We start from the raw sequence: 21444 nt of genomic DNA on the forward strand, positions 1-21444 counted from the left end.
GGGAATATGACCGGTTCGCTTGCCGTGACGGAATATTCTGATACACCCATCAAACGGTGATTTGTGGAATATTCCGTGGAGTGAGCGATGTTTCCGAACGAAGCCGAGGCGGAGGCGGCCCTGGCCGCCCTGCGCCGCCAGCGCGAGGCCCTCGACCGGCAGATCGCCGACCACGCCCTCTACCTCGAGCTCGGCCGCCGCCTCGGCGCGGGAGCCCCGGCGACGCCCGTCGCGGCCGCGCCGGCCCGGCCCCCGGCGGAACCCGCCGAGATGCGCCCCGTCGAGGACGTCGCCGCCGCCCGCCGCCACGGCCGGGCGCTCGTCGCCGCCGCCCTCGACCTCCTGCACGAGGCCGGCCGGCCCCTGCATGCCGGTGAGATCCTGCCCGGCCTGACGGCGCGGGGCTTCGACCTGCCCGGCCACGATCCGGTGGCCGCCCTCAACACCCGCCTGTGGAAGCGCTCCGGCCCCGGCGGCCCCCTGCGGCGCCTCGGCGACGCGGTCTACGCGCCCTCGGAAGAGGATCCCGCGTAACGGGATCCCGAAGGGGTCACCCCTTCGGCGGGTGTCGGGCAGAGCCCGACGAAGAACCCGGGGCTCTGCCCTGGACCCGCGAAGGGATGATCCCTTCGAACCCAGACTTCACTCCGGCAGGGCGAACACCGTGAGCTGGCCGCCGAGGGCCGTGTAGTTCGCGAGGGCCGCGTAGCCGCCCACCGCCCCGGCGCCGTCGCTGGGGTCGGTGAGTCCGGCGGCGAGACCGATGCCGGCCCAGCCGCCGACGCCGGAGAGCACCGCCACGTATTGCCGGCCCCTGTGGGTGTAGGTGGTGACGTTGCCGACGATGCCGGACGGGGTCTTGAACCGGTAGCGTTCCCGCCCGGTCCGGGCATCGACGGCCTTGAGATAGCCTTCGAGGGTTCCGTAGAACACCACGTCCCCGGCGGTGGCGAGGACGCCCGACCACACGGAGAACGGCTCGGGGATCGACCACGCGGCCCGCCCGCGCACCCCGTCCCAGGCCGTGAGGGTGCCGGTGTGGGTGTCGCCCGGCGGCGGCTGCAGGCTCAGGGTGGCGCCGACGAAGGGCAGGCCGGGGGTGTAGGTCACCCGGAACGGCTCGTAGGTCATGCAGATGTGGTTGGTCGGCACGTAGAACAGCTGCGTCCGGGGCGAGTAGGCCGCCGGCTGCTGGTTCTTGGCGCCGATGGCGCCGGGGCAGATGCCCGGGGTGGTCTCGTCCTCGCCGGTCCGCTCGGGGGCGTAGCGCGGATCGAGGACGGGCCGGCCGTAGGTGTTCGACGCCCGGTCGAGGTCGATGTGCGTGGCCCAGTTCACCGCCGGGTCGAACTTCTCCGCCCCCAGCAGTTCGCCCGTGGCCCGGTCCAGGGTGTAGGCGAAGCCGTTGCGGTCGAAATGCGTCAGGAGCGGGCGGGTGCGGCCGTCGACCTTCTGGTCGGTGAGGATCATCTCGTTGACGCCGTCGTAGTCCCACTGGTCGTGGGGCGTCATCTGGTAGAGCCAGCGCGCCCGGCCCGTCTCGGGATCGCGGGCGACGATGGACTGCGCCCAACGGTTGTCGCCGGGGCGCTGGGCGGGGTTCCAGGTCGAGGGATTGCCGGTGCCGTAATACATCAGGTCGAGCCCGGCATCGTAGGCGTACCAGCCCCAGGTGCAGCCGCCGCCGGTCTTCCACTGGTCGCCCTCCCATGAGGCGAGGGAGGAATCCCGGCCGATGGGGCGGCCCAGCACGGTGGTGGTCTCCGAATCGACGAGCATGTCGGCGTCCGGCCCCATGGAATAGGCCCGCCACAGGCGCCGGCCCGTCTTCGCGTCGTAGGCGGTGAGGTGGCAGCGCACCCCGAACTCGCCGCCCGAGAGGCCGACGAGGATCTTGTCCTTCACCGGCAGGACCGTGGCGGTGTTGGTCTCGCCGCGGCCCGGGTCGCCGTTGCGGACCTGCCAGTTCACCCGGCCCGTCGCGGCATCGAGGGAGACCAGGGTGGTGTCGGCCTGGTGCAGGAGGATCGCCCCGTCGGCATAGGCCAGCCCGCGATTGACCGTGTCGCAGCACAGCATGGCCACGACGGACGCGTCCTGCTTCGGTTCGTACCGCCAGAGGATGCGGCCGTCGTGGTCGAGGTCCAGGGCATAGACGATGTTGGGGAACGGCGTGTGGAGGTACATCACCGCGCCGACCACCAGGGGCGCGCCCTCGTGGCCGCGCAGCACGCCCGTCGAGAAGGTCCAGGCGACCTGGAGGCGGGCGACGTTCCCGGCCGTGATCCCGTCGAGGGGCGAATAGCGGGTGTTGGCCGCGTCCACGGTCTGGAGCACCGGTGCCGGGTCCTGGGCTCCCGCGGGGAGGATGGCGCCGGTCAGGATGGCTCCGGCGAGGCCGGCAAGGCAGAGCGGTCGCGCGCGACGCATGGGGTCCCCTCGGGTGCGGTCCGTGGGGCTTTAAGCGATTCCGCCGTGATGGGTCATGCGCGAAGGGACGCGGGTGAAGGGACGCGAGCAAAGCCCGCCCGCGTCCGTCGAGACCCCCTAGTAGAACGGCCCGTAGACGGGGCGGGGGCCGTAGAACGGGCGCGGCGGGCCGTAGCCGTAGCCCGGCCCGTAGACGCGCCGGGGGCCGTAGAACGGGCGCGGCCCGTAGCCGTAGCCCCGGTAGATCGGCCGGCACCGGCCCCAGCGGTTGGGGGCCCAGCCGGGGCCGCAGCCGAAGGCGACGGGTTGCGTGGTCACGCCGGCCCATGTGTCGGCGGGAACGGGGGACAGGGGGGCGGCATGCGCGGCCAGGGCGAGGCCGAGACCGCAGGCGACGGCGAGCGCCGCGACGAGGGAGTTCACAGACATGGGAGAGACCCTTCTGCTGGTGTCAGAACGGCCCGGTTCGCCGACCGGACCGCCGCGCAGGATGCCTCCGTCCGGATGAACGCGCGCTGACGTCGTCTGGCCCCGCTGCCGCGGAATCCGCCTCAGCGCAGAAGTGGAAAATACGCCCGCACCGCGCGCTCGCTGCCCGCCTGCGACAGGTGGCCGGTGTCGAGGAACAGGTCGGTGCCGTTCGCCCGGTAGCGGCACAGGGGGCCGTCGCAGAAGGCCGGCAGGGGATCGGCGAAGCGCGCGCCCGCCGACAGGCGCCGGATCGCCGGGTCGCCCCGGTGGGCGAACCACGCCGCCGAGCCGTCGGGGTGGGTTCCCGCGCCGCGCGCGCCCAGCACCGCCACGTCGAAGGCGAACAGCGGCGAGGGACCGATCACCGAGACGGCGACCCCCATCGCCGCGAGGCGCGCGATGGTGTCGGGCAGGCCCGCCAGGGTCCGGGCGGGCAGCAGGTCCCAGCGGGCGGCGAGCACCACGCTGTCGATGCCGTAGGCCCGGATGATCTCGAAGGCGTGGGCGTTGAAGTCCCGGCAGCCGGGCTTGGCCCGCGAGGCGTAGGCGAGGAGCGGCGGGCAGCCGGCGAAGGTGTATTGCAGGATGCTGTGGCTCAGGGCCGGGGCGTTGCGGACGAGGCCGGGCACGTAATGGGCCGCGTACGAATCGCCCCACAGCAGGGCGGTGGCGGGCGCGCCCCGGGCGAGGAGGCATTCGGCCCCGGCCCAGTCCGCGGCGCGCTGGTTCTCGAGAAAACAGCGCCCGCCCTTCCAGCCCTCGCGCTCGAGGGCGGCGAGGGCGCCCGGCCGGGTGTCGGGATAGCGCGCCGGAAAGCCGTCCGCGAGGGTGCCGGCGAGGCCGAGGGCTCCGAGGGCCGTGAGGAGAACGGCCGTGGCGGCGAAGAGCGGGCGGGGGCCGAGTGTCCCTCCGGTCGGTCGCGGATACCGGAATGGCGTCTCGATCCAGCGCCAGGCGCCGTAGGCGAGGCCGAGGCAGGCGGCGACGACGCCGAAAACCTCCCACCCGGCCGGCTCGCGCAGGAGGGCGTAGCGGGTGAACACCACCACGGGCCAGTGCACCATGTAGAGGGCGTAGGACATCCGCCCGATCCCGGCGCAGGGCGGCGCGGACAGGAGGCGGCCGATGAGTGTCGGCCCGGTCCCGGCGGCGATGAGCAGGCCCGCCCCGAGGCAGGGGGCCAGGGCGGCGAGGCCGGGAAACGGCGTGGCCTCGTCGTAGGCCAGGATTGCGGTGGCGATGAGCCCGAAACCGGCCGCCGCCATGGCCTCGCGCAGGGCACGCGGCGCCACCCATCCGGCCGGGAAGGCCAGGAGGGCGCCGACGAGGAGTTCCCAGGCCCGGGTCGGCAGGAGGTAGAAGTTGGCGCCCGGTGCGCCGTCGGTGAGAGCCACGCTGAGCGCCAGCGACGCCAGGAGGGCGGCGAGCAGGCCCGCCGCCGCGGCCCGGCGCGAGCGGGCGAGCAGCAGCGGCAGAATGAGGGGCACGACGAGGTAGAACTGTTCCTCGACGGACAGCGACCAGGTGTGGAGCAGGGGCCGGGTCTGCGCCTCGAGGTCGAAGTAGCCCGTCGTCTTCCAGAAGAACACGTTGGCGGCGAAGGCCGAGGCCGCCACCACGCTGCGGGCGTAGTCGTCCAGGGCGCCGGGCGGCAGGAACGCCAGGGCGAGGGCGTAGGTCGCCAGGATCGTCGCCACCAGCATCGGCAGGATGCGGCGGATGCGGCGCTCGTAGAACCGGGCGAGGGAGAACCGCCCGGCGGCGACGTCGGCGAGGATGCCCCGGGTGATGACGTACCCGGAGATCACGAAGAACACGTCGACGCCGACGAACCCGCCGGACGGGCCCGGCACGCCGGCATGGAAGAACAGCACGGCGAGGACCGCGAGGGCGCGCAGGCCGTCGACGTCCGGGCGATAGGCCAGGTGCGGGGCGGCCCGGCGAGGCTGTGACACGGAGGACTCTGACATGCGGGTCCGTCAGGCCGAGGGCACGGCCGCGGCCGCGGCCGGGCGGGAGCGCGGCCGGAGGATGCGCCGGCGGGCCGGTTCCTCGACCAGGAGATGTACGGCGGCGGCGGCGGCGAGGGACAGGAGCGTGGCCGCGCCGAGGCCGAGCCAGGGGATCTCGGCGAGGCGGCCGGCGAGGACGGCCCGGTCGAGGCTCGACACGAGCGCGTCGGCCGGCACGTGCAGGAGGTAGAGGGCGAACGAGATGCGGCCGAGGAAGACGAACCACCCGGCCACGAGGGGGCCGGAGTGGACCTGGGCGCCGACGAGGATCACCGGCGCCCAGACCAGGGCCGTCAGCCCGTTGTGCAGCAGCGGTTCGGGGATCCTGTCGACCAGGGCGACGAGGACCAGGGCCGCCGCCCCCGCCACGGCGAGGAGCGGGGGAACCGGCAGGCGCACCCGCTGCCACAGGACGAACAGGAGCAGGCCGGCCACGAATTCGGGCAGGCGCAGCAGGGGGTTGTACTTGATCGCCTGCGCCAGGATCGCCGCCCGCCCCGGGCCCGGATCGATGAGGGAGTGGCCGGGGGCGTAGCGGTTCCAGACGAGGATCGCGGCGGCGGTGGACGCGGCCCAGGCCGCGAGGGTGACGAGGGCCGTCGCGCCGGGCCGGCGCAGGGCGAGGGGCAGGAGGAGGGGGAACAGGGCGTAGAAGAACAGCTCCACCGAGACCGACCAGCTCGGGCAGTCGAGGGCGCAGGCCGCGCCCGGCACCCAGGCATGGAGCCCGAGCGGCGCCAGGACCGCGCTGGCGGCCATGAGGGGCTGGAGCGGCGGCGTGGCCTTCGCGGTCCAGACGACGAACCACGGCAGGGCGACGGCCAGCGCCAGGAGATAGACGGGATAGACCCGGGCCACCCGCGCACGGAGGAAGCGGACCCGCGCCGCGCGCTTCGACAGGTCCACCCGCCGGTAATTGTAGGCCAGGATGAAGCCCGACAGGAGGAAGAAGAACGTCACCCCCGAATAGCCCAGCGCGACGGTCTCGGGGAGCGCGTCCCGGCCGAAACGGCGGTCGGCGAAGTGGAAGGCGAGGACGTAGGCCGCCGCCACGAAGCGCAGGGCGGTCAGCGCCGGCAGGGGCTCCACCGCCGGGTGGGGGCCGGCGGGAGCGGCGTGGTCCGCGCGGGAGTTCACGATCGGTCCTCTCCGCCCGCGACCACCCGGCTCCGCGCCAGGTAGCGCAGGCCCAGCACCGACACCACGAGGAGGAAGTAGAGCCCGTTGGTGGCCTGGTAGAACACCGATTCGAACACCGCGACGAGGATCACGAACAGCCACAGGCGCAGGAACAGCATCGCCAGGGGATCGAGGCGGCGGCCCCCGGCCCGGTCCTGCAGGTCGGTCACGGGCGCCCACACGATCCACCACGCCGTGAGGGCGAGGCCGACGAGGCCGGATTCGAGGGCGGTGTTGAGGTAGCCGTTATGGGCATCCGTGGCGCGGTTGACCCAGGTCGCCGCGTCGGCGCCGCCGCCGTAGAACACGCTCTCCCAGAAGGCGCCGTAGCCGTAGCCGGCGAGGGGGCGCTTGGCGATGTTGTCGGCGGCGAACTCCCAGATCTCCGTGCGGCCGGTGAAGGTCGGATCGCCGGCGAGGCCGGCCACGAGGGCGCCGATCCCCGGCACCAGGACCGACCCCACCGTCAGCGCCAGGAGGAGCGCCAGGGGGATGAGCAGCACGGCGCGGCGCCAGAGGGTCGCCCCGGACCAGGTGCAGAGCCAGGTGAGGCCGAGCACGACGGGCGTGATGGCGATGGAGGTCTTGGCGTTGGTGAACACAAGGAACGCGGCGGCGGCCCCCGCCAGGAGGAAACCCAGGCCGCGCCGGCCCGCCCCCGCCCAGAACAGGCCGACGAACACGAACGCCCCCATGGCGGCACCCGCCGCGTTCTTGTGCGGGTAGATCCCGCGCCAGCTGCCGGCGTGCTCGGGCTCGATGAGGTCGAAGGCCGTGTGCATGGCCCGCTCGGGCGCGAGGACGAGGCCGAGATAGCTCACGCCCACGATCCCCAGCACCGTGGCGCCGAGCACGGTGGCGAACTGGCGCGCGTCGCGCGCCGCCACGAGGAGGGCGACCGCCGCGGCGGTCATGATCACGAGGGAGACCAGGCGGCGGGCCGAGACCAGGGGCTCGATGGAGAGCGCCGTGGACAGGGCGAGCCAGGCGAGCATGAGCAGGATCGGCAGGCTGGCCAGGGGCCGCAGGGCCGCGCGGCCCCGGGCGAACAGGACCGCGCCGGCGACGGCGCCCATGATCAGGAACAGGATCTGGTTGCCGAGATTGCCGCCCGCGCCCGAGGCCGCGTTCTCGGGCGCGGTGCCGTCGTGGAACGGGTTGGCGCCCACAAGCATCACCAGGAGGATCACCGCCATGGCGGTGACGCGAAGGCCATCCGACATCCCTGCCCGCGCGGGCAGGGAGACCGGTCTCGCGGGGGCGGCGACTCCCGTGGTCATCGGCGGAAACTCCCAGGAACGGAGCGGGGCGGGGACCGCCCGAGCAATCGCGCCAGGATAGCGTGATCCGTGGCCGGCATCCTGGGCGCAGAATACTTGAGAACCTGCGAAGGGCCGGATCAGGACTCCGCGCGCGCCCAGCGCTCCGGTTCGATCCCGGTGATCGCGCGCACCAGGGCCTCGCGGGCGGCCCGTGACGGGGACAGCCGCGTCCGCGCCGCGGCGAGCACCTCCGGCGCCGCCGATCCCGGCGTGCCGGCGTCGAAGGGCGGGGCGGGGGCGTATTCGAGGCCGAGCTGGATCGCTTCCGCCTCCGCCTGGCCCACGAGTTCGGCGGCGAGCGCCAGGGCGAAGTCGATGCCCGCCGTGACGCCGCCGCCGGTGAGGAGATTGCCGTCCCGCACCACCCGCTCGGCCACGGGCGTCGCCCCGAAGGCGGCGAGCAGGTCGAGGGAGGCCCAGTGCGTCGTGGCGCGCCGGCCCTCGAGCAGGCCGGCGGCGCCGAGCACCAGGGCGCCGGTGCAGACGGAGGTGACGAAGCGCGCGGTCTTCGCTTGCTCGCGCACGAAGGCCAGCACGCCCTGGTCCGTCATCAGGGCGTTCACCCCGACCCCGCCGGGGACGCACAGCACGTCGAGGACGGGGCAGTCGGCCATCCGCACGGTGGGGGTCAGCACGAGGCCCGTGGCGCTCGCGAGCGGGTCGAGGCCGGCGGCGACGAGGTGGACCGTGGCCCCCGGGATCATGGCGAAGACCTCGTAGGGGGCGGTGAGGTCGAGCTGCTGCACGTTCGGAAAGGCGAGGAGGCCGATTTGGAGGGTCACGACAGGACTCCTGAGTTTCGGGGCCGTTCTTCTCGGGGCGCTGATTCGCGGGACGCCCCGCTCATGGGCACGCACGATCATACCCGGACCGCAACGACCGAGCGCCCGCGTTTCTCATCGGCCCGCGTTTCTCATCGGTTCACGGTTCTCACCGGGTCGCAGGCCCCGTCCGGACCCGTCCGGAATTTGACATTCCGGGCCGCATCATCGACACCGCCGGCCTTCGCGGCATCGACCGGAATCGCCGGGCGCGTGCCAGTCTGGAGCCGCATGCCCGCCTTTCCGGCCCGTCCGCCCGCATGACCGCCCGCGCCTTCGCGTCTCGCCCGGGCCGCCGCGACCTGCTCGCGTGGCCGCAGGCGATCCTCGATGCCGCGGCCCTGAGCCATGGCCGGGCCTGCGCCCTCCTCGTGGCGCTCTGCCTCGTCTGCTTCCTGCCGGGGCTCGCCTCGCTCCAGCCCATGGACCGGGACGAGCCGCGCTTCGCCCAGGCCTCCAAGCAGATGCTGGAGACCGGCGATCTCGTCGACATCCGCTTCCAGGCCGAGGCGCGGCACAAGAAGCCCGTGGGGATCTACTGGGCGCAGGCCGCCTTCGTCGGGGCCGGCGAGGCCCTCGGCATCCCGAATGCCCGCACCACCATCGCCCTCTACCGCCTGCCGTCCCTGCTCGGCGCCATCGGGGCGGCGCTGCTCGCCTACTGGTCGGCCCTGGCCTTCCTGCCCCGGCGGGGCGCCGTGCTCGCCGCCGCCCTGTTCGCCGCCTGCGTGGTGCTCTCGGCCGAAGCCCGCCTCGCCAAGACCGACGCGCTGCTCTGCGCCTGCGCCATGGCGACCTTCGGGGGCCTGGCCCGGGCCTGGCTCGGCCGCGCCGACGGAGCCGCTGGGCTGACCCTCGGCACCGCCACCGTCCTCGGCACCGCCACCGTCCTGGCCTTCTGGCTCGGCTTCGCCGTGGGCATCCTGGTGAAGGGGCCGATGGTGCCCCTGTTCTGCGGGCTGCCCGCCCTGGTGCTGTCGCTCCAGGCGCGCTCCGGCCGGTGGCTGCAGGCGCTGCGGCCCGGCCTCGGCCTGCCGCTGACGCTTCTCATCGTGGCGCCGTGGTTCGTCGCCATCACCTGGAAGAGCGGCGGCGCGTTCTACGGCGAGGCCGTCGGCCACGACATGCTGAGCAAGGTGCAGGGCGGCTCCGAGAAGCACTGGGCGCCGCCGGGCGCCTACCTGTTCGCGGTCTTCGGCACCTTCTGGCCCGGTGCGGCCTTCGCGGCGCTCGCTGCGCCCTTCGCCTGGGCCCATCGGCGCGAGGCGGGGGTCGCCTTCCTCCTCGCCTGGATCGTGCCGACCTGGCTCCTGTTCGAGATCGTGCCGACGAAGCTGCCGCACTACGTGCTGCCCCTGTTCCCGGCCCTCGCGATCCTCGCCGTGCTCGCCCTGACCCGCGGCGCCCTCGACCCGGAGCGCCGGGGGGCGCGGCTCACGGCCGGCCTCGTGGTGCTGATTCCCGTGGGCCTGACGCTCGGCCTCTCGGCCTTCGCCTGGACCCAGGACGGCACGCTGCCCTGGGCGGGGCTGCCCCTGCTGCTCGCCGCCTGCGCCGCGGCGTTCCTCGCCTGGCGCGCCTTCGGCCGGGGGGCGGCGGAGCGGGCCCTGTGCCTCGGCATCCTCGCCTCCGCCCTGCTCTCGCCGGCGGTGTTCGGCCTGACCCAGCCGGTGATGGCCGCCCTCAAGGTCTCGCCCCGCCTTGCCGCCCTCCGCGACCGCCTGCCCTGCGCGGCGCCGAAGGTGGCGAGCCTCGGCTACCGCGAACCGAGCTTCGTCTTCCTCATCGGAACGGATCTGGCGATGATGGACACCGCCGCCGAGGCCGCGTCCTTCCTCCGGGGCGACGGCTGCCGCCTGCTCTACGTCGAGGACCGGTTCGCCCCGGCCTTCGCCGCGGCGGCCGCGAGTGCCGGATTCGGGCCCACACAAGTCGGCGCGGTCTCGGGCTTCAATATCAACGGCGGACGCCGGGTCGCGCTCACGGCCTACGCCAGCATCCCCGACCCGACGCCCTGAACCCCCGGAATCCCCATGCGTCTCTCCGTGATCGTGCCGGTGAAGGACGAGGTCGGCAACATTGCGGGCCTCGTCGCCGAGATCGGCGCGGCCTGCGCGCCCCTGGCGCCGTTCGAGGTGATCTACGTCGATGACGGCTCCACCGACGGCACCGCCGCGGCCCTCGACCTCGCCCGCCGCGACCGGCCCTGGCTCCGGGTGCTGCGCCACGACCGCACGGCCGGCAAGTCCGCCGGCGTCCAGACCGGCATCGCCGCCGCCCGCGGCGCGATCTGCGCCCTCCTCGACGGCGACGGCCAGAACGACCCGGCCTACCTGCCGATCCTGCTCGCGGCCCTGGAGGAGGGCGGCCCGCGGGTCGGCCTCGCCCAGGGGCAGCGCGTCGGGCGCACGGACGGCCGGCTCAAGACCCTGCAGTCGCGCATCGCCAACGGGGTGCGGGTGCGCATCCTCAAGGATTCCACCCGCGACACCGGTTGCGGCTACAAGCTCGTCCGCCGCGAGGTCTACGGCCGCCTGCCGTATTTCGACGGGCTGCACCGCTTCATGCCGGCGCTGGTCGCCCGCGAGGGCTACGCCGTGGTCCACCGCGACGTGATCGACCGCCCGCGCTTCACCGGGGCCTCGAAATACGGCCTGTTCGACCGGCTCTGGGTGGGGTTGCTCGATCTGGCCGGCGTGTGGTGGCTCATCCGCCGCAAGCGGGTCACGCCGGTGGTCACCGACGTGACGGAATCTGGCGTGACGGGACCCTGACCCCATGCTGATCCAGCTCGCCGCCGATATCCGCGGCTACGTCTACGACGTCTTCGTGGTCCGCTTCGACGGCTGGCTCGTCTTCGGCATCCTCGCCCAGGCGGTGTTCGGCGCCCGCTTCGTGGTGCAGTGGCTCGCCTCCGAGCGGGCGGGGCGCAGCGTGATCCCCCTGGCGTTCTGGTTCCTCTCCATCGCGGGCGGCCTCATGACCCTGGTCTACGGCCTCGTGCGGCGCGAGCCCGTGATCATCTTCGGCCAGGCGCTGTCGACCTTCATCTACCTGCGCAACGTCGTCCTCATCCTGCGCGAGCGCCGGGCCCGATGACGGCGTTCGCCCCCGCGCCCCTGCCGACGTTCCACGACGATCTCGACGCCAGCCTTCTCGAAGTCTGGCGCCTGCTGCGGGAGGGGCCGGCCCTGCGCCGCAACGCCTTCCACATGCCGGCGCTCGCCACCGTCGACGCCGATGGCCATCCGCAGGTGCGGACCGTGGTCCTGCGCGAGGCCGATCCGGCGACGGGGACCTTGCGCTTCCACTGCGACCGCCGCTCGGCCAAGGCCGTCGAGATCGCCGCGTCGGGCCGGGCCGCCCTGCACGGCTACGACACGGCGTCAAAGATCCAGATCCGGGTCTCGGGGTCCGCCCGCCTCCACACGGACGACGCCCTGGCCGAGGCCGCGTGGTCCGGCTCGCGGGTCATGAGCCGGACCTGCTACGGGATCGCCCCGGCGCCCGGCACGGCCCTGCCGGCGGGGGACGCCTACACCCAGCCGGAGGACGGGGCCGACCTCGACCTCAGCCGCGCGAATTTCTGCGCCGTGGTGGTGACGGCGACCCACCTCGACTTCCTGTTCCTCGACCGGCGCGGCCACCGCCGGGCAGGATGGGTGCGCGGGGCGGCGGGGTGGACCGGGACCTGGCTGGCGCCGTGAGGCCAAGCGAGGTCTGTTCGGCAAGGCCACGCGGCTGCGGCCCCGCCGCCGGTGGCGCGGGGGATGGCCGGGAAACGGGAGACGCGGGACGCCGCGAAACCACGTTTTTGAAAGTTTAGCCGGTCTCCCGGCGTCCCTCGGCCCGGCCCGTTTCGGGGCCGGTCCGTTTTTCGTCACGATGTCTTCACGGCGTCGGCGACTCGGCTAGTGGCGGCCCTCCTCCGCGCGACGCGACGCCCCTCGCGGGAACGCCGGTGCGGCAGCCGNGGGGCCGGTCCGTTTTTCGTCACGATGTCTTCACGGCGTCGGCGACTCGGCTAGTGGCGGCCCTCCTCCGCGCGACGCGACGCCCCTCGCGGGAACGCCGGTGCGGCAGCCGACTAATCAGGGCGCTGGGCCCCGAGCCCGCCTCGTAGTGGGCGGACCGTCCGTTCTCTCGGTGCGCCCCAGGGTCCCGGAGCCAGCCTCAACACGGCCTCCCCGTCCAGGGCACCTTGCGTCGCCAATGCGGCCCGGGGCGATGGCGACCGGGCCATCGACGCGGGGCACCGTCTCCTCCCCCCGAGCCCCCCGACCCGGTCCGCCGGGGGGCCTCCCGTGTGGGAGGGAAAGAGTGTGGGCCATCGACGCGGGGCACCGTCTCCTCCCCCCGAGCCCCCCGACCCGGTCCGCCGGGGGGCCTCCCGTGTGGGAGGCGAGTGACCGGAGACAACCACGAAATAGGAATATTGTCAAGACATTTCGGTGTTCGGGGAAGCAGTGGGGAAAGTCCTGGCCCCACGTGAGCATCCCTTCTCCCCCTTGCGGGAGAAGGTGGCCCGCGCATGCGGGTCGGATGAGGGGAGCGCGTTGTCCGGAGAGGTCGCCCCCTCTCCCGCCTGCTCCGCAGGCACCCTCTCCCGCAGAGGGGAGAGGGGTCGCCTGCCTCACATCGCCGCGCGCAGCCGCGAAAACCCGGCGTCGAGGTCCGCCTGCAGATCCGCAACATCCTCGAGGCCGATATGGAAGCGCAGGCCCGGTCCCTCCGGGGCCCAGGTGGTGGCCGTGCGGTAGGTGCGGCAGTCGAACGGGATGACGAGGCTCTCGAAGCCGCCCCAGGAAAACCCCATCCCGAACAGTTCGAGGCCGTCGAGCATCGCCGCCACGGCGCGCTCGGGGGCGGGGTTCAGGATCACGCCGAACAGGCCCGAGGCCCCGGAGAAGTCGCGGCGCCAGATGGCGTGGCCGGGGTCCTCGGGGAGGGCGGGATGGAGCACGCGGGCCACCTCCGGCCGGGCCTGGAGCCAGCGCGCCATGGCGAGGCCCTGCGCGCCGTGCTCGCGCAGGCGCAGGGCCATGGTGCGCAACCCGCGCAGGCCCAGAAACACGTCCTCGGGGCCGGGGCACATGGCGAAGTGCTCGAAGGTCCGATGCAGGGCCGGCCAGTATTGTGCGTTGGCCGAGGTGAGGCCCAGCAGCAGGTCCGAGCCGCCGGAGAGGTACTTGGTGCCGGCCTCCACGGCGATGTCGACGCCGCGCGCGTGGGGCGGGAACAGCAGCGGGGTCGCCCAGGTGTTGTCCATGATCACGGCGGCCCCCCGCGCATGGACCGCTTCACTGATCGCCGGCACGTCCTGCATCTCGAAGCTCTGCGAGCCCGGCGCCTCGACCAGCACGGCCTTGGTGTTGTCCCGCATCAGGGCGCCGATGCCGGCGCCGACCAGTGGGTCGTAGTATTCGACCTCGACCCCGAACCGCTTGAGCACCCCATCGCAAAAAATGCGGGTGGGGCGGTAGGCGGAATCGGAGACCAGCAGGTGGTCGCCGGCGGAGACCACGGCCATGAGGGCGACGGTGAGCGCCGCCAGCCCCGACGGGGTCAGCACCGTGCCGGCGGCACCCGCGAGCTCGCTCCAGGCGGTGGTGAGCGACTCCGTCGTCGGCGTGCCGGAGGTGCCGTAATCGTAGCGCCCGCGCCGGTGCTTGAGGTCGTCGTAGGTGGGAAACAGCACCGTCGAGCCGCGATAGATCGGCGTGTTGACGAAGCCGTGCTGGGCGGAGGGATCGCGCCCGGCATGGACGAGGCGGGTGCTCGGGCCGAAGCGTGCGGGATCGCGGGGCGGTGTGATGGACATCGGCGCCTTCGGGCGGGATTTTTCGAGGATGGCGGCGACCACAGCCCGGCGGGGGGCGGGCCGTCAAGTCGTGCGGCTTTCGGGCCGATCGTGCGTCGCGCCGAAGGGGAGGGCCTCGGGCCAGTCGAGCGGCCGGTTCGTGCGCATCCCCCTCTCCCCGCAAGCGGGGCGAGGGGATGCGCGCCTGCCGACGCCCATCACCCCAGGATGCGGCTGAGGAAGGCCTGCGTCCGGGAATGTTGCGGCCGGTCGAAGAACGCGTCCGGCGGGGCGATCTCGACGATCTGGCCCTCGTCCATGAACACCACCCGGTCGGCCACGGCGCGGGCGAACCCCATCTCGTGGGTGACGCAGAGCAGCGTGGTGCCGCCCGCCGCCAGTTCGGTGAGGGTGTCGAGGACCTCCTGCACCATCTCGGGGTCCAGGGCCGAGGTCGGCTCGTCGAACAGCATGATGTCGGGTTCGAGGCACAGGGCGCGGGCGATGGCGACCCGCTGCTGCTGGCCGCCGGAGAGTTCGGCGGGTGTGCGGTCGGCCTTGTCGGCGAGGTGCACCCGGTCGAGGTGGCAGAGGGCGAGGTCCCGCGCCGCCTTGAGCCCGAGGCGGCGGACGTGCAGCGGCGCCAGCGTGCAGTTCTCCAGCACGGTCAGGTGCGGGAACAGGTTGAACCCCTGGAACACCATCCCGACCCGGGCGCGCACGGCGTCGGTGGCCTTGGCGCTGCCGTCGAGGGGGAGGCCCGCGACCCGGATCGTGCCGGACTGGTGATCGACGAGGCCGTTGATGGCGCGGATCAGGGTGGATTTGCCCGAGCCCGAGGGGCCGCAGATCACCACGGTCTCGGCCTGCGCCACGGCGAGGTCGATGTCGCGCAGGACGTGGGTGGCGCCGAACCAGGCGTTGACGCCCGCGAACTCCACGGCGGGCGGATCGGGGGCAGGCGGGCTCATCGGGCCTCCCCCGCCGCGAGGCGCCGCTCGATGAAGCCGGCGTAGCGGGCCATGGAAAAGCAGATGGCGAAGTAGAACAGGGCCGCGAAGGCGTAGGCCGTGGCCGGCACGGCGGGGGCCGACCAGCGCGGGTCGGCGCGGGCCGCCTCCAGCACGCGGATGAAATCGGCGATGCCGACGATGGAGACCAGCGTCGTGTCCTTGAACAGGCCGATGAGGGTGTTGACGATGCCCGGCACCACGATCTTCAGGGCCTGGGGCAGCACCACGGCGCGCAGGGCCTGGGTCCTCGTCAGGCCGAGCGCCAGGGCGGCCTGCATCTGGCCCGCCGGGATCGCCTGGAGGCCGCCGCGCACCACCTCGGCCATGTAGGCGGCGGCGAACAGGGCGATGCCGACGAGCGGCCGCACCAGCCGGTCGACGGTGACGTCGCCCGGCAGGAACAGGGGCAGCATCACGTTGGCCATGAACAGCACGGTGATGAGGGGCACCCCGCGCCAGAACTCGATGAAGCCGATGCAGGCGTAGCGCACCACCGGCCAGTCCGAGCGCCGGCCGAGCGCCAGGAGGATGCCGAGCGGCAGGGAGGCGACGATGCCGACCATGGACACCACCACGGTGACGAGGAGGCCGCCCCACAGGCCGGTGGCGACGGACGCGAGGCCCACGGACGGCATCCCGGCGAGCAGGGCGTAGGCGAGCAGGGGAAAGACGCCGAACAGGTAGGCCGCGCCCCAGGCGCGCTTCGGCGCGCCGAGCCACAGCATCCAGGCGGCGCCGAACGCCAGCAGGGCGAAGAACAGGTTCGGGCGCCAGCGCTCGGCCGCCGGGTAGGAGCCGTAGGCGAGGTAGTTGATTTTTCCCCCGATGAAGGCCCAGCACGCCCCGACGGGCCGGCCCGCCACCTCCGGCCGGCAGGCCTCGCCGGAGGTCCCGGTCCAGACGGCGTCGAGGACGAGGAAGCGCAGGGCCAGGGGCACGAGCCAGGCCAGCGCCGCCAGGATCAGGACGGTGACGAGGCCGTCCGTCCAGGTCGCGAACAGGTTGGTCCGCATCCAGGCGAGGGGGCCGCCGAGGCGGCGCGGCGGCGGGGCCGGCGGGATCAGGGTTTTTCGGACGTACCCCTCGGTCTCGGACCTCATCGGCGGGTCCCCGCGGCGCGGGCATTGTACCGGTTCATCACGAGGGCCGTGGCGAGGCTGAGGCTGAGATAGACGCACATGGTGAGGGCCACCACCTCCACCGCCTGGTTGGTCTGGTTGAGCACGGTGCCCATGAACACGTGGACGAGGTCGGGGTAGCCGATGAGCACGGCCAGCGACGAGTTCTTCGTCGTGTTGAGGTACTGGCTGGTCAGCGGCGGCACGATCACCCGCATGGCCTGGGGCAGCACCACGAGGCGCAGGGCCTGGCCCCGGCTCAGGGACAGGGCGGCGGCGGCCTCGCGCTGGCCGCGTCCGACGCTGTCGAGGCCCGACCGCACGAGCTCGGCGATGAAGGCGGCCGAGTAGGTCGAGAGCCCGATGAGCAGGGCCGCGAATTCCGGCCGCACGGGCAGTCCGCCCTCGACGTCGTAGGGGCCGCGCGCCGGCCAGGCCACGGGCACGGGATGGCCCGCGAGCGCGAGGCCGGCCCAGGCGAGCGCCGGCGGGCCGAGGACGAGGAGGGCGCCGGGCCACAGGACGGGAACGGGCTTTTTCCCGAGGGCCACGGCGCGGTGGCTCGCGCGGATCAGCAGCCCCATCGCGAAAAGCCCGGCGGCGAAGGCCACGGGCACCAGGGCGGCCAATCCGAAGAAGTCCGGGCGCGGGAGGAAGAGGCCGCGCTGGCTGAGATAGGCGCCGCCCCACGCGGCGGGATCGCCGGAGGAGGGCAGGGCGACCCGCACGGCGACGTACCAGACCAGCAGCTGCAGCAGGAGCGGCAGATTGCGAAACCCCTCGACATAGGCGGCGGCGAAGGACCGGGCCAAAAGGTTGCCCGAGCGCCGGGCGATGCCGAGGGCGAAGCCGAGGACGGTCGAGAGCACGATGGCGAGGCCCGACACCAGCAGGGTGTTGAGGAGGCCGACGCAGAACGCGTCGAGATAGGTGGCGGTCGCGGCGGCATACGGGATCAGGCTCTGGCCGATGTCGAACCCGGCGGCGCGCTCGAGGAAGCCGAACCCGGCCACGATCCCCTGGCGCGCGAGCTTTTGCGCCGCGTTGGCGGCGGCGAGATAGGCGAGGGTGGCCAGCGCCAGGACGAGGAGGGTCTGGACGGCGAGGGCGCGCCAGGACGGGGCGATGCGGGGGTTACGCATGGGAAAAACCCTCTCCCCCCTGCGGGAGAGGGTGCCTGCGGAGCAGGCGGGAGAGGGGCCGGCTCAGGTCTCTCCGGAGAAGGTGGCGCTGCCCCTCTCCCGGTCGCTTCGCGACCACCCTCCCCCGCAGAGGGGGGAGGGTTCGCGCGCGATCCTTCCGCAAAACCCCCCTCACCGGATCGGCGGCCCGTACTGCAACCCGCCCTGGTTCCACAGGGCGTTGAGGCCGCGCGGGATCTTGAGGGGGGTGGCGTCGCCGAGGTTGCGGGCGAAGCTGTCGCCGTAATTGCCGACGTGGCGGACGATGCGGGCGGCCCAGTCGGCGGTGAGGCCGAGGCGCGCGCCGTAGGCGCCCTCGAGGCCGAGGATGCGCTTCACGTCGGGGCTCAGAGCCTCGCGGCGCATCTGCGCGATGTTGTCCTGGCGGATGCCCGCCTCCTCGGCGTCGAGCATGGCGTAGTGGGTCCAGGCGACGATGTCCCGCCACTGGTCGTCGCCCTGGCGCACGCCCGGGGCGAACGGCTCCTTCGAGATGGCCTCGCTGAGAATCACGTGCTCGTCGGGGTGCGCGGTCTTCAGGCGCTCGCCGTAGAGGGAGGACTGGTCCGTGGAATAGGCGTCGCAGCGGCCGGATTCGTAGGCGCCGAGGGTCTGCTCGCTGTTGGCGAAGGTGACCACGCTCTGGGTCAGGCCCCGGGTGCGGAACCAGTCGGCGAGGTTGAGCTCCGTGGTGGTGCCCTGCTGCAGGCAGATGGTCGCCCGGTCGAGCTGCCTGACCTGCGTGATGTCGAGGGACTTGCGGACGAGAAATCCTTGGCCGTCGTAGAAGGTGATGGCCGGAAAGTTCATGGCCGCCGTGTCGCGCGACAGGGTCCAGGTGGTGTTGCGAGCGAGCACGTCGATCTCGCCCGATTGCAGGGCCGTGAAGCGCGCGGCCGAGGATTGCGGGATGAAGCGCACGGCCTCCGGGTCGTCGAAGATCGCCGCCGCCAGCGCCCGGCAGAAATCGACGTCGAGGCCGGTCCAGCGGCCCTGGCCGTCGGGCACGCTGAAGCCCGCCACCCCGGGGCTGACCCCGCAGACGAGGTGCCCGCGCGCCTTCACCTGCGCGAGGGTGCCCTCGGCCCGGGCCGGCTCGGCCTTCGCGGGTTCGGCCCTGGCGGGGAGGGGCGCGCCGAGGAGGGCGAGGGCGAGGAGCAGCGCAGCCTTCGGTCGAACCACGCGCATCGGCCTCCACGATCGAATGTCCATCCGGGCGACCTCTAACAGGGTCGCCCGGCCGAGTGAAAGGTCAGGGGGCGTCCGCCGGCGGGCCGGCTTCCTCCCAGGCCTGGAGCCAGGCCTGCCGGTCGGCCGAGCCCTCCGGATAGGGACAGGTCTCGGCGGGCTTGCCGTGGGTGCGGGCGTTGCGCCCCTGGATGAACGGGCTGTCGCTGGCGGTGGCCGTGGCGTCGGGATCCGGTGGCATGCGGCGAACTCCTGGAGGAAGGCGGCGCGGGCAGCGGCGCCGGGCGGTTCGTTAACGGCCCTGGGCTAAAGCTGTTGCGGTTCTTTGTTCGCGTCTCTGGGAAGTGCGTCGCCGTGCGTATCCTGCGTTCCCTCACCGTGGCCGGTCTCTTCGGGATCAGCCTGACCATCGTCGGCTTCACCTGCGTCGACCGCCTCGGCCATCCGGTGGTGGTGGCCGCGCCGCCCGTGCCCGCCCTGGCCCGCCCGGTGCTGGTGGACCCCATCGCCACGGGGGCGCTCCCCGAGGCCCCCACCCCCATGAAGACCGCCAAGGCCGCCCGGCCGAAGGCGGTGGAGGGGTTCGACACCGAGCGCCTCAACGCCCTCATGCGCGGCGACCCCGCCGTCACCCTGTCGCGCACGCGCTGATGTTGTAAGACGAAGCGGCGCTGATCCCGGCCGATGGCCGGCCTCAGCGCGTTCGGCGGACGCCCGCCGCCACGCGGTCGCGCGGGCAGACGACGATGCGTTCCCCGCATCGTCGTCTGATATAAGCCCCGTCCGCGGGACGGCCCGCGAGGGCGGGAGCCGCGATGTGGGTCTGATCTACGCGCTCGGCGCCTATCTGAGCTGGGGCCTCGTCGTCCCCGTGCATTTCCGCCTCCTCGACGCGGTGCCGGCCACCAGCATCCTGGCCCACCGCATCGTCTGGTCGGCGGTGCTCGTGGCCGGGCTGCTGCTGGCCCTGCGCCGGCGCCTCCGCAACCCGTTCCCGTTGCGGCCCCGGCACGGCTGGCTTGTGCTCTCGGCCGGCCTCATCGGCGTGAACTGGCTGCTCTACCTGCGCGCCGTCCAGTCCGGGCACATGCTGGATGCCAGCCTCGGCTATTTCATCAACCCGCTCATGAGCGTGGTGCTCGGCGCCGCGGTGCTGGGCGAGCGCCTGCGCCGGGTCCAGGTCGCGGCCGTGGCCCTTGCCGCCGGGGCCGTGCTCCTGGCGGTGGTGGTGGCCGGCCACCTGCCCTGGGTGTCCCTGGCGCTCGCGGCGAGCTTTTCCCTCTACGGCCTCGTGCGCAAGGTGGTGGGGGTCGACGCCATGGTGGGCTTCGCCGCCGAGACCGCCGTGCTCCTGCCCGTGGCCCTGGGCTACCTCGTCCTGTTCGCGCCGCCCGTGATGACGGGGGACCCCGTGCGGGCCGGACTCCTCGTGCTCACGGGCGTCACCACCGCCCTGCCGCTGATCTGGTTCGCCGCCGCCGCCGAGCGCCTGACCCTCGCGACCCTCGGCCTGATGCAGTACCTCGCCCCGAGCTGCCTCCTCGTCCTCAGCGTCGCCGCCTACGGCGAGCGCCTCGAGCCGCACCGGATGGGGCTGTTCGGCTTGATCTGGCTGGCGCTCGCCCTGTACGCGGCGGACGCGTTCCGCGCGGCGCGGAAGGCGCGGGCGGCCTGAACCGGCCGCGTCCCCCGGCATTCGCGCGTCCCGCCTCCGCGACGCGGCCCCTCGCCGGGGGACCGCCCGCCGTGCGACCGTCTCCGATCCGCAATCGGAAAAGCCCCGCATGAGCCCCAACCGCATCACCGACATCCCCGGCCTGCGCGTCGGCCACGCCGAGGATGTTCGCCTGGGCAGCGGTGTCACCGCGCTGGTCTTCGACGCGCCCGTGGTGGCGGGCGTCGACGTGCGCGGCGGCGGACCCGGCACCCGCGAGACCGACCTCCTCGATCCCGAGCGCACGGTGGAGCGCATCGACGCGATCGTGCTGTCGGGCGGGTCGGCCTTCGGCCTCGACGCGGCGGCGGGCGTCATGGCGGCTTTGGCCGAGGCCGGGCGCGGCTTCGCCGTCGGCTCCGCCCGGGTGCCCATCGTGCCCGGCGCCGTGCTGTTCGACCTCCTCAACGGCGGCGACAAGGACTGGGGCCGGTTTCCGCCCTACCGCGACCTCGGCTACGCGGCGACGCGGGCGGCGGCCGTGGACTTCGCCCTGGGCTCCGTCGGGGCCGGCACGGGGGCGACCACGGCCAACCTCAAGGGCGGCGTCGGCTCGGCCTCGGCGGAGGTCGCGGGCCTGTCAGCCCGGATCGGCGCCCTCGCCGCCGTCAACGCCTTCGGCCGGGTCACCGTGGGGGACGGGGCGCACTTCTGGGCGGCGCCCTACGAGGTCGGCGACGAGTTCGGAGCCTTGGGCTTTCCGCGCCACATGCCGCCCGAGGCGTTCGACTGGCCGCGCAAGCACGCGGGCCCGGCCGGCGCCAGCACGACCCTCGCCGTCGTTGCGACCGACGCGATCCTCACCAAGGCCCAGGCCAGGCGCCTCGCGGTGATGGCCCAGGACGGCCTCGCCCGGGCGATCCACCCGGTCCACACGCCCCTCGACGGCGACGTGGTCTTCGCCGTGGCGACGGGGCGGGTGCCGCTGGCCGACCCCGTCGGCGACCTCGCGCGCCTCGGCGACGCCGCCGCCCGGACCCTGGCGCGGGCCGTGGCCATCGGGGTCTTTTCCGCGACGTCCCTGCCGGGCTTCGAGCGGATGCCGCCGGCGTGGACCGACTGCTTCGGGCCAGGAGGCTGAAGGCGGCTGACGCGCGAAACCGTGATGGCCGGGTCGGAACGCGGCCCGGGTCCGGGCCATTGCCCGGCCGGAGCCCCGCGTCACCCATCCGATCGTGGCGGCCCCCGGGCCGGT

At 73.4% G+C, this 21444-nt stretch carries 20 protein-coding genes; 8 read left to right on the top strand and 12 right to left on the bottom strand.

The features are described from left to right. The first annotated feature begins 87 nt into the window (after positions 1 to 87). The gene (locus ASF28_RS21130; protein WP_056097395.1) at positions 88 to 534 is read left to right on the top strand and encodes a hypothetical protein; all 447 of its coding nucleotides are present in this window, start codon (positions 88 to 90) and stop codon (positions 532 to 534) included. A gap of 108 nt (positions 535 to 642) precedes the next feature. Here the strand turns inward: ASF28_RS21130 and ASF28_RS21135 are convergent, their stop codons facing one another. From ASF28_RS21135 to ASF28_RS21160, 6 genes are all read right to left on the bottom strand, one after another. Beyond that, positions 643 to 2430 carry a methanol/ethanol family PQQ-dependent dehydrogenase gene (locus ASF28_RS21135; protein WP_056097398.1) on the bottom strand — a complete coding sequence of 596 codons (1788 nt, stop codon included), beginning with the start codon at positions 2428 to 2430 and terminating at the stop codon, positions 643 to 645. A gap of 117 nt (positions 2431 to 2547) precedes the next feature. Next, the gene (locus ASF28_RS21140; RefSeq protein WP_056097400.1) at positions 2548 to 2859 is read right to left on the bottom strand and encodes a GCG_CRPN prefix-to-repeats domain-containing protein; all 312 of its coding nucleotides are present in this window, start codon (positions 2857 to 2859) and stop codon (positions 2548 to 2550) included. Between the two features lie 122 nt (positions 2860 to 2981). Continuing rightward, positions 2982 to 4856 carry an acyltransferase family protein gene (locus ASF28_RS21145; protein WP_056097401.1) on the bottom strand — a complete coding sequence of 625 codons (1875 nt, stop codon included), beginning with the start codon at positions 4854 to 4856 and terminating at the stop codon, positions 2982 to 2984. A 24-nt stretch (positions 4857 to 4880) separates the two neighbouring features. Next, positions 4881 to 6050, bottom strand: a complete 1170-nt coding sequence (locus tag ASF28_RS21150) for an acyltransferase family protein (RefSeq protein WP_056097403.1) — start codon at positions 6048 to 6050, stop codon at positions 4881 to 4883. Continuing rightward, entirely contained in the window at positions 6047 to 7372 is a 1326-nt protein-coding gene (locus tag ASF28_RS21155; RefSeq protein WP_157085684.1) for an O-antigen ligase family protein, read from the bottom strand. Before ASF28_RS21155 ends, ASF28_RS21150 begins: the two co-directional genes overlap by 4 nt. A 119-nt stretch (positions 7373 to 7491) precedes the next feature. Next, entirely contained in the window at positions 7492 to 8196 is a 705-nt protein-coding gene (locus ASF28_RS21160; protein WP_056097406.1) for a DJ-1/PfpI family protein, read from the bottom strand. Positions 8197 to 8495: 299 nt separating this feature from the next. On the opposite strand from ASF28_RS21160, the gene ASF28_RS21165 reads away from it, so the two are divergent. From ASF28_RS21165 to ASF28_RS21180, 4 genes are read left to right on the top strand one after another with little or no spacing between them, the layout of a single operon-like run. After that, positions 8496 to 10253 (top strand): ArnT family glycosyltransferase, encoded by a 1758-nt coding sequence (locus ASF28_RS21165; protein ID WP_244475105.1) that lies wholly within the window; start codon positions 8496 to 8498, stop codon positions 10251 to 10253. Between the two features lie 15 nt (positions 10254 to 10268). Next, on the top strand, positions 10269 to 11009 hold the full coding sequence (locus tag ASF28_RS21170) for a glycosyltransferase (RefSeq protein ID WP_056097408.1): 741 nt from the start codon (positions 10269 to 10271) through the stop codon (positions 11007 to 11009). A gap of 4 nt (positions 11010 to 11013) precedes the next feature. Further along, positions 11014 to 11334 carry a lipid-A-disaccharide synthase N-terminal domain-containing protein gene (locus ASF28_RS21175; RefSeq protein ID WP_056097410.1) on the top strand — a complete coding sequence of 107 codons (321 nt, stop codon included), beginning with the start codon at positions 11014 to 11016 and terminating at the stop codon, positions 11332 to 11334. Continuing rightward, complete coding sequence (locus ASF28_RS21180) at positions 11331 to 11942, top strand: pyridoxamine 5'-phosphate oxidase family protein (RefSeq protein ID WP_056097412.1); 612 nt, start codon at positions 11331 to 11333, stop codon at positions 11940 to 11942. Before ASF28_RS21175 ends, ASF28_RS21180 begins: the two co-directional genes overlap by 4 nt. A 926-nt stretch (positions 11943 to 12868) precedes the next feature. Here ASF28_RS21180 and metC read toward each other — a convergent pair. The 6 genes from metC to ASF28_RS23080 all read right to left on the bottom strand — a co-directional run bounded on the left by metC (position 12869) and on the right by ASF28_RS23080 (position 18776). Next, positions 12869 to 14056, bottom strand: a complete 1188-nt coding sequence (gene metC, locus ASF28_RS21185) for a cystathionine beta-lyase (RefSeq protein WP_056097456.1) — start codon at positions 14054 to 14056, stop codon at positions 12869 to 12871. 197 nt (positions 14057 to 14253) lie between these two features. After that, positions 14254 to 15006, bottom strand: a complete 753-nt coding sequence (locus ASF28_RS21190; RefSeq protein WP_056097413.1) for an amino acid ABC transporter ATP-binding protein — start codon at positions 15004 to 15006, stop codon at positions 14254 to 14256. After that, the gene (locus ASF28_RS21195) at positions 15003 to 16148 is read right to left on the bottom strand and encodes an amino acid ABC transporter permease (protein ID WP_056097415.1); all 1146 of its coding nucleotides are present in this window, start codon (positions 16146 to 16148) and stop codon (positions 15003 to 15005) included. The genes ASF28_RS21190 and ASF28_RS21195 overlap by 4 nt, the downstream gene beginning before the upstream one ends. Then, positions 16145 to 17308 (bottom strand): amino acid ABC transporter permease, encoded by a 1164-nt coding sequence (locus ASF28_RS21200; protein ID WP_056097417.1) that lies wholly within the window; start codon positions 17306 to 17308, stop codon positions 16145 to 16147. The genes ASF28_RS21195 and ASF28_RS21200 overlap by 4 nt, the downstream gene beginning before the upstream one ends. Before the next feature lie 171 nt (positions 17309 to 17479). Continuing rightward, positions 17480 to 18535 carry an amino acid ABC transporter substrate-binding protein gene (locus tag ASF28_RS21205; protein ID WP_056097418.1) on the bottom strand — a complete coding sequence of 352 codons (1056 nt, stop codon included), beginning with the start codon at positions 18533 to 18535 and terminating at the stop codon, positions 17480 to 17482. 64 nt (positions 18536 to 18599) lie between these two features. Next, positions 18600 to 18776, bottom strand: a complete 177-nt coding sequence (locus tag ASF28_RS23080; RefSeq protein WP_187273067.1) for a ribosome modulation factor — start codon at positions 18774 to 18776, stop codon at positions 18600 to 18602. A gap of 113 nt (positions 18777 to 18889) precedes the next feature. Here ASF28_RS23080 and ASF28_RS21210 point away from each other — a divergent pair, with 113 nt between their 5' ends. The 3 genes from ASF28_RS21210 to ASF28_RS21220 all read left to right on the top strand — a co-directional run bounded on the left by ASF28_RS21210 (position 18890) and on the right by ASF28_RS21220 (position 21330). Next, positions 18890 to 19186: a hypothetical protein gene (locus ASF28_RS21210; RefSeq protein WP_056097419.1), complete on the top strand. Its 297-nt coding sequence runs from the start codon at positions 18890 to 18892 to the stop codon at positions 19184 to 19186. A gap of 166 nt (positions 19187 to 19352) precedes the next feature. After that, the gene (rarD, locus tag ASF28_RS21215; protein ID WP_056097421.1) at positions 19353 to 20210 is read left to right on the top strand and encodes an EamA family transporter RarD; all 858 of its coding nucleotides are present in this window, start codon (positions 19353 to 19355) and stop codon (positions 20208 to 20210) included. 109 nt (positions 20211 to 20319) lie between these two features. Further along, positions 20320 to 21330: a P1 family peptidase gene (locus ASF28_RS21220; protein ID WP_056097423.1), complete on the top strand. Its 1011-nt coding sequence runs from the start codon at positions 20320 to 20322 to the stop codon at positions 21328 to 21330. Positions 21331 to 21444: the final 114 nt, after the last annotated feature.

It is taken from the genome of Methylobacterium sp. Leaf99 (assembly GCF_001422375.1).
Taxonomy (GTDB): domain Bacteria; phylum Pseudomonadota; class Alphaproteobacteria; order Rhizobiales; family Beijerinckiaceae; genus Methylobacterium.

Bases quoted from the DNA above. Each gene is read 5' to 3' on its own strand.
- ASF28_RS21130 (WP_056097395.1), top strand. From the start codon at position 88: ATGTTTCCGAACGAAGCCGAGGCGGAGGCGGCCCTGGCCGCCCTGCGC.
- ASF28_RS21135 (WP_056097398.1), bottom strand. From the start codon at position 2,430: ATGCGTCGCGCGCGACCGCTCTGCCTTGCCGGCCTCGCCGGAGCCATC.
- ASF28_RS21140 (WP_056097400.1), bottom strand. From the start codon at position 2,859: ATGTCTGTGAACTCCCTCGTCGCGGCGCTCGCCGTCGCCTGCGGTCTC.
- ASF28_RS21155 (WP_157085684.1), bottom strand. From the start codon at position 7,372: ATGACCACGGGAGTCGCCGCCCCCGCGAGACCGGTCTCCCTGCCCGCG.
- ASF28_RS21165 (WP_244475105.1), top strand. From the start codon at position 8,496: ATGACCGCCCGCGCCTTCGCGTCTCGCCCGGGCCGCCGCGACCTGCTC.
- ASF28_RS21170 (WP_056097408.1), top strand. From the start codon at position 10,269: ATGCGTCTCTCCGTGATCGTGCCGGTGAAGGACGAGGTCGGCAACATT.
- ASF28_RS21175 (WP_056097410.1), top strand. From the start codon at position 11,014: ATGCTGATCCAGCTCGCCGCCGATATCCGCGGCTACGTCTACGACGTC.
- ASF28_RS21180 (WP_056097412.1), top strand. From the start codon at position 11,331: ATGACGGCGTTCGCCCCCGCGCCCCTGCCGACGTTCCACGACGATCTC.
- metC (WP_056097456.1), bottom strand. From the start codon at position 14,056: ATGTCCATCACACCGCCCCGCGATCCCGCACGCTTCGGCCCGAGCACC.
- ASF28_RS21190 (WP_056097413.1), bottom strand. From the start codon at position 15,006: ATGAGCCCGCCTGCCCCCGATCCGCCCGCCGTGGAGTTCGCGGGCGTC.
- ASF28_RS21195 (WP_056097415.1), bottom strand. From the start codon at position 16,148: ATGAGGTCCGAGACCGAGGGGTACGTCCGAAAAACCCTGATCCCGCCG.
- ASF28_RS21200 (WP_056097417.1), bottom strand. From the start codon at position 17,308: ATGCGTAACCCCCGCATCGCCCCGTCCTGGCGCGCCCTCGCCGTCCAG.
- ASF28_RS21205 (WP_056097418.1), bottom strand. From the start codon at position 18,535: ATGCGCGTGGTTCGACCGAAGGCTGCGCTGCTCCTCGCCCTCGCCCTC.
- ASF28_RS23080 (WP_187273067.1), bottom strand. From the start codon at position 18,776: ATGCCACCGGATCCCGACGCCACGGCCACCGCCAGCGACAGCCCGTTC.
- ASF28_RS21220 (WP_056097423.1), top strand. From the start codon at position 20,320: ATGAGCCCCAACCGCATCACCGACATCCCCGGCCTGCGCGTCGGCCAC.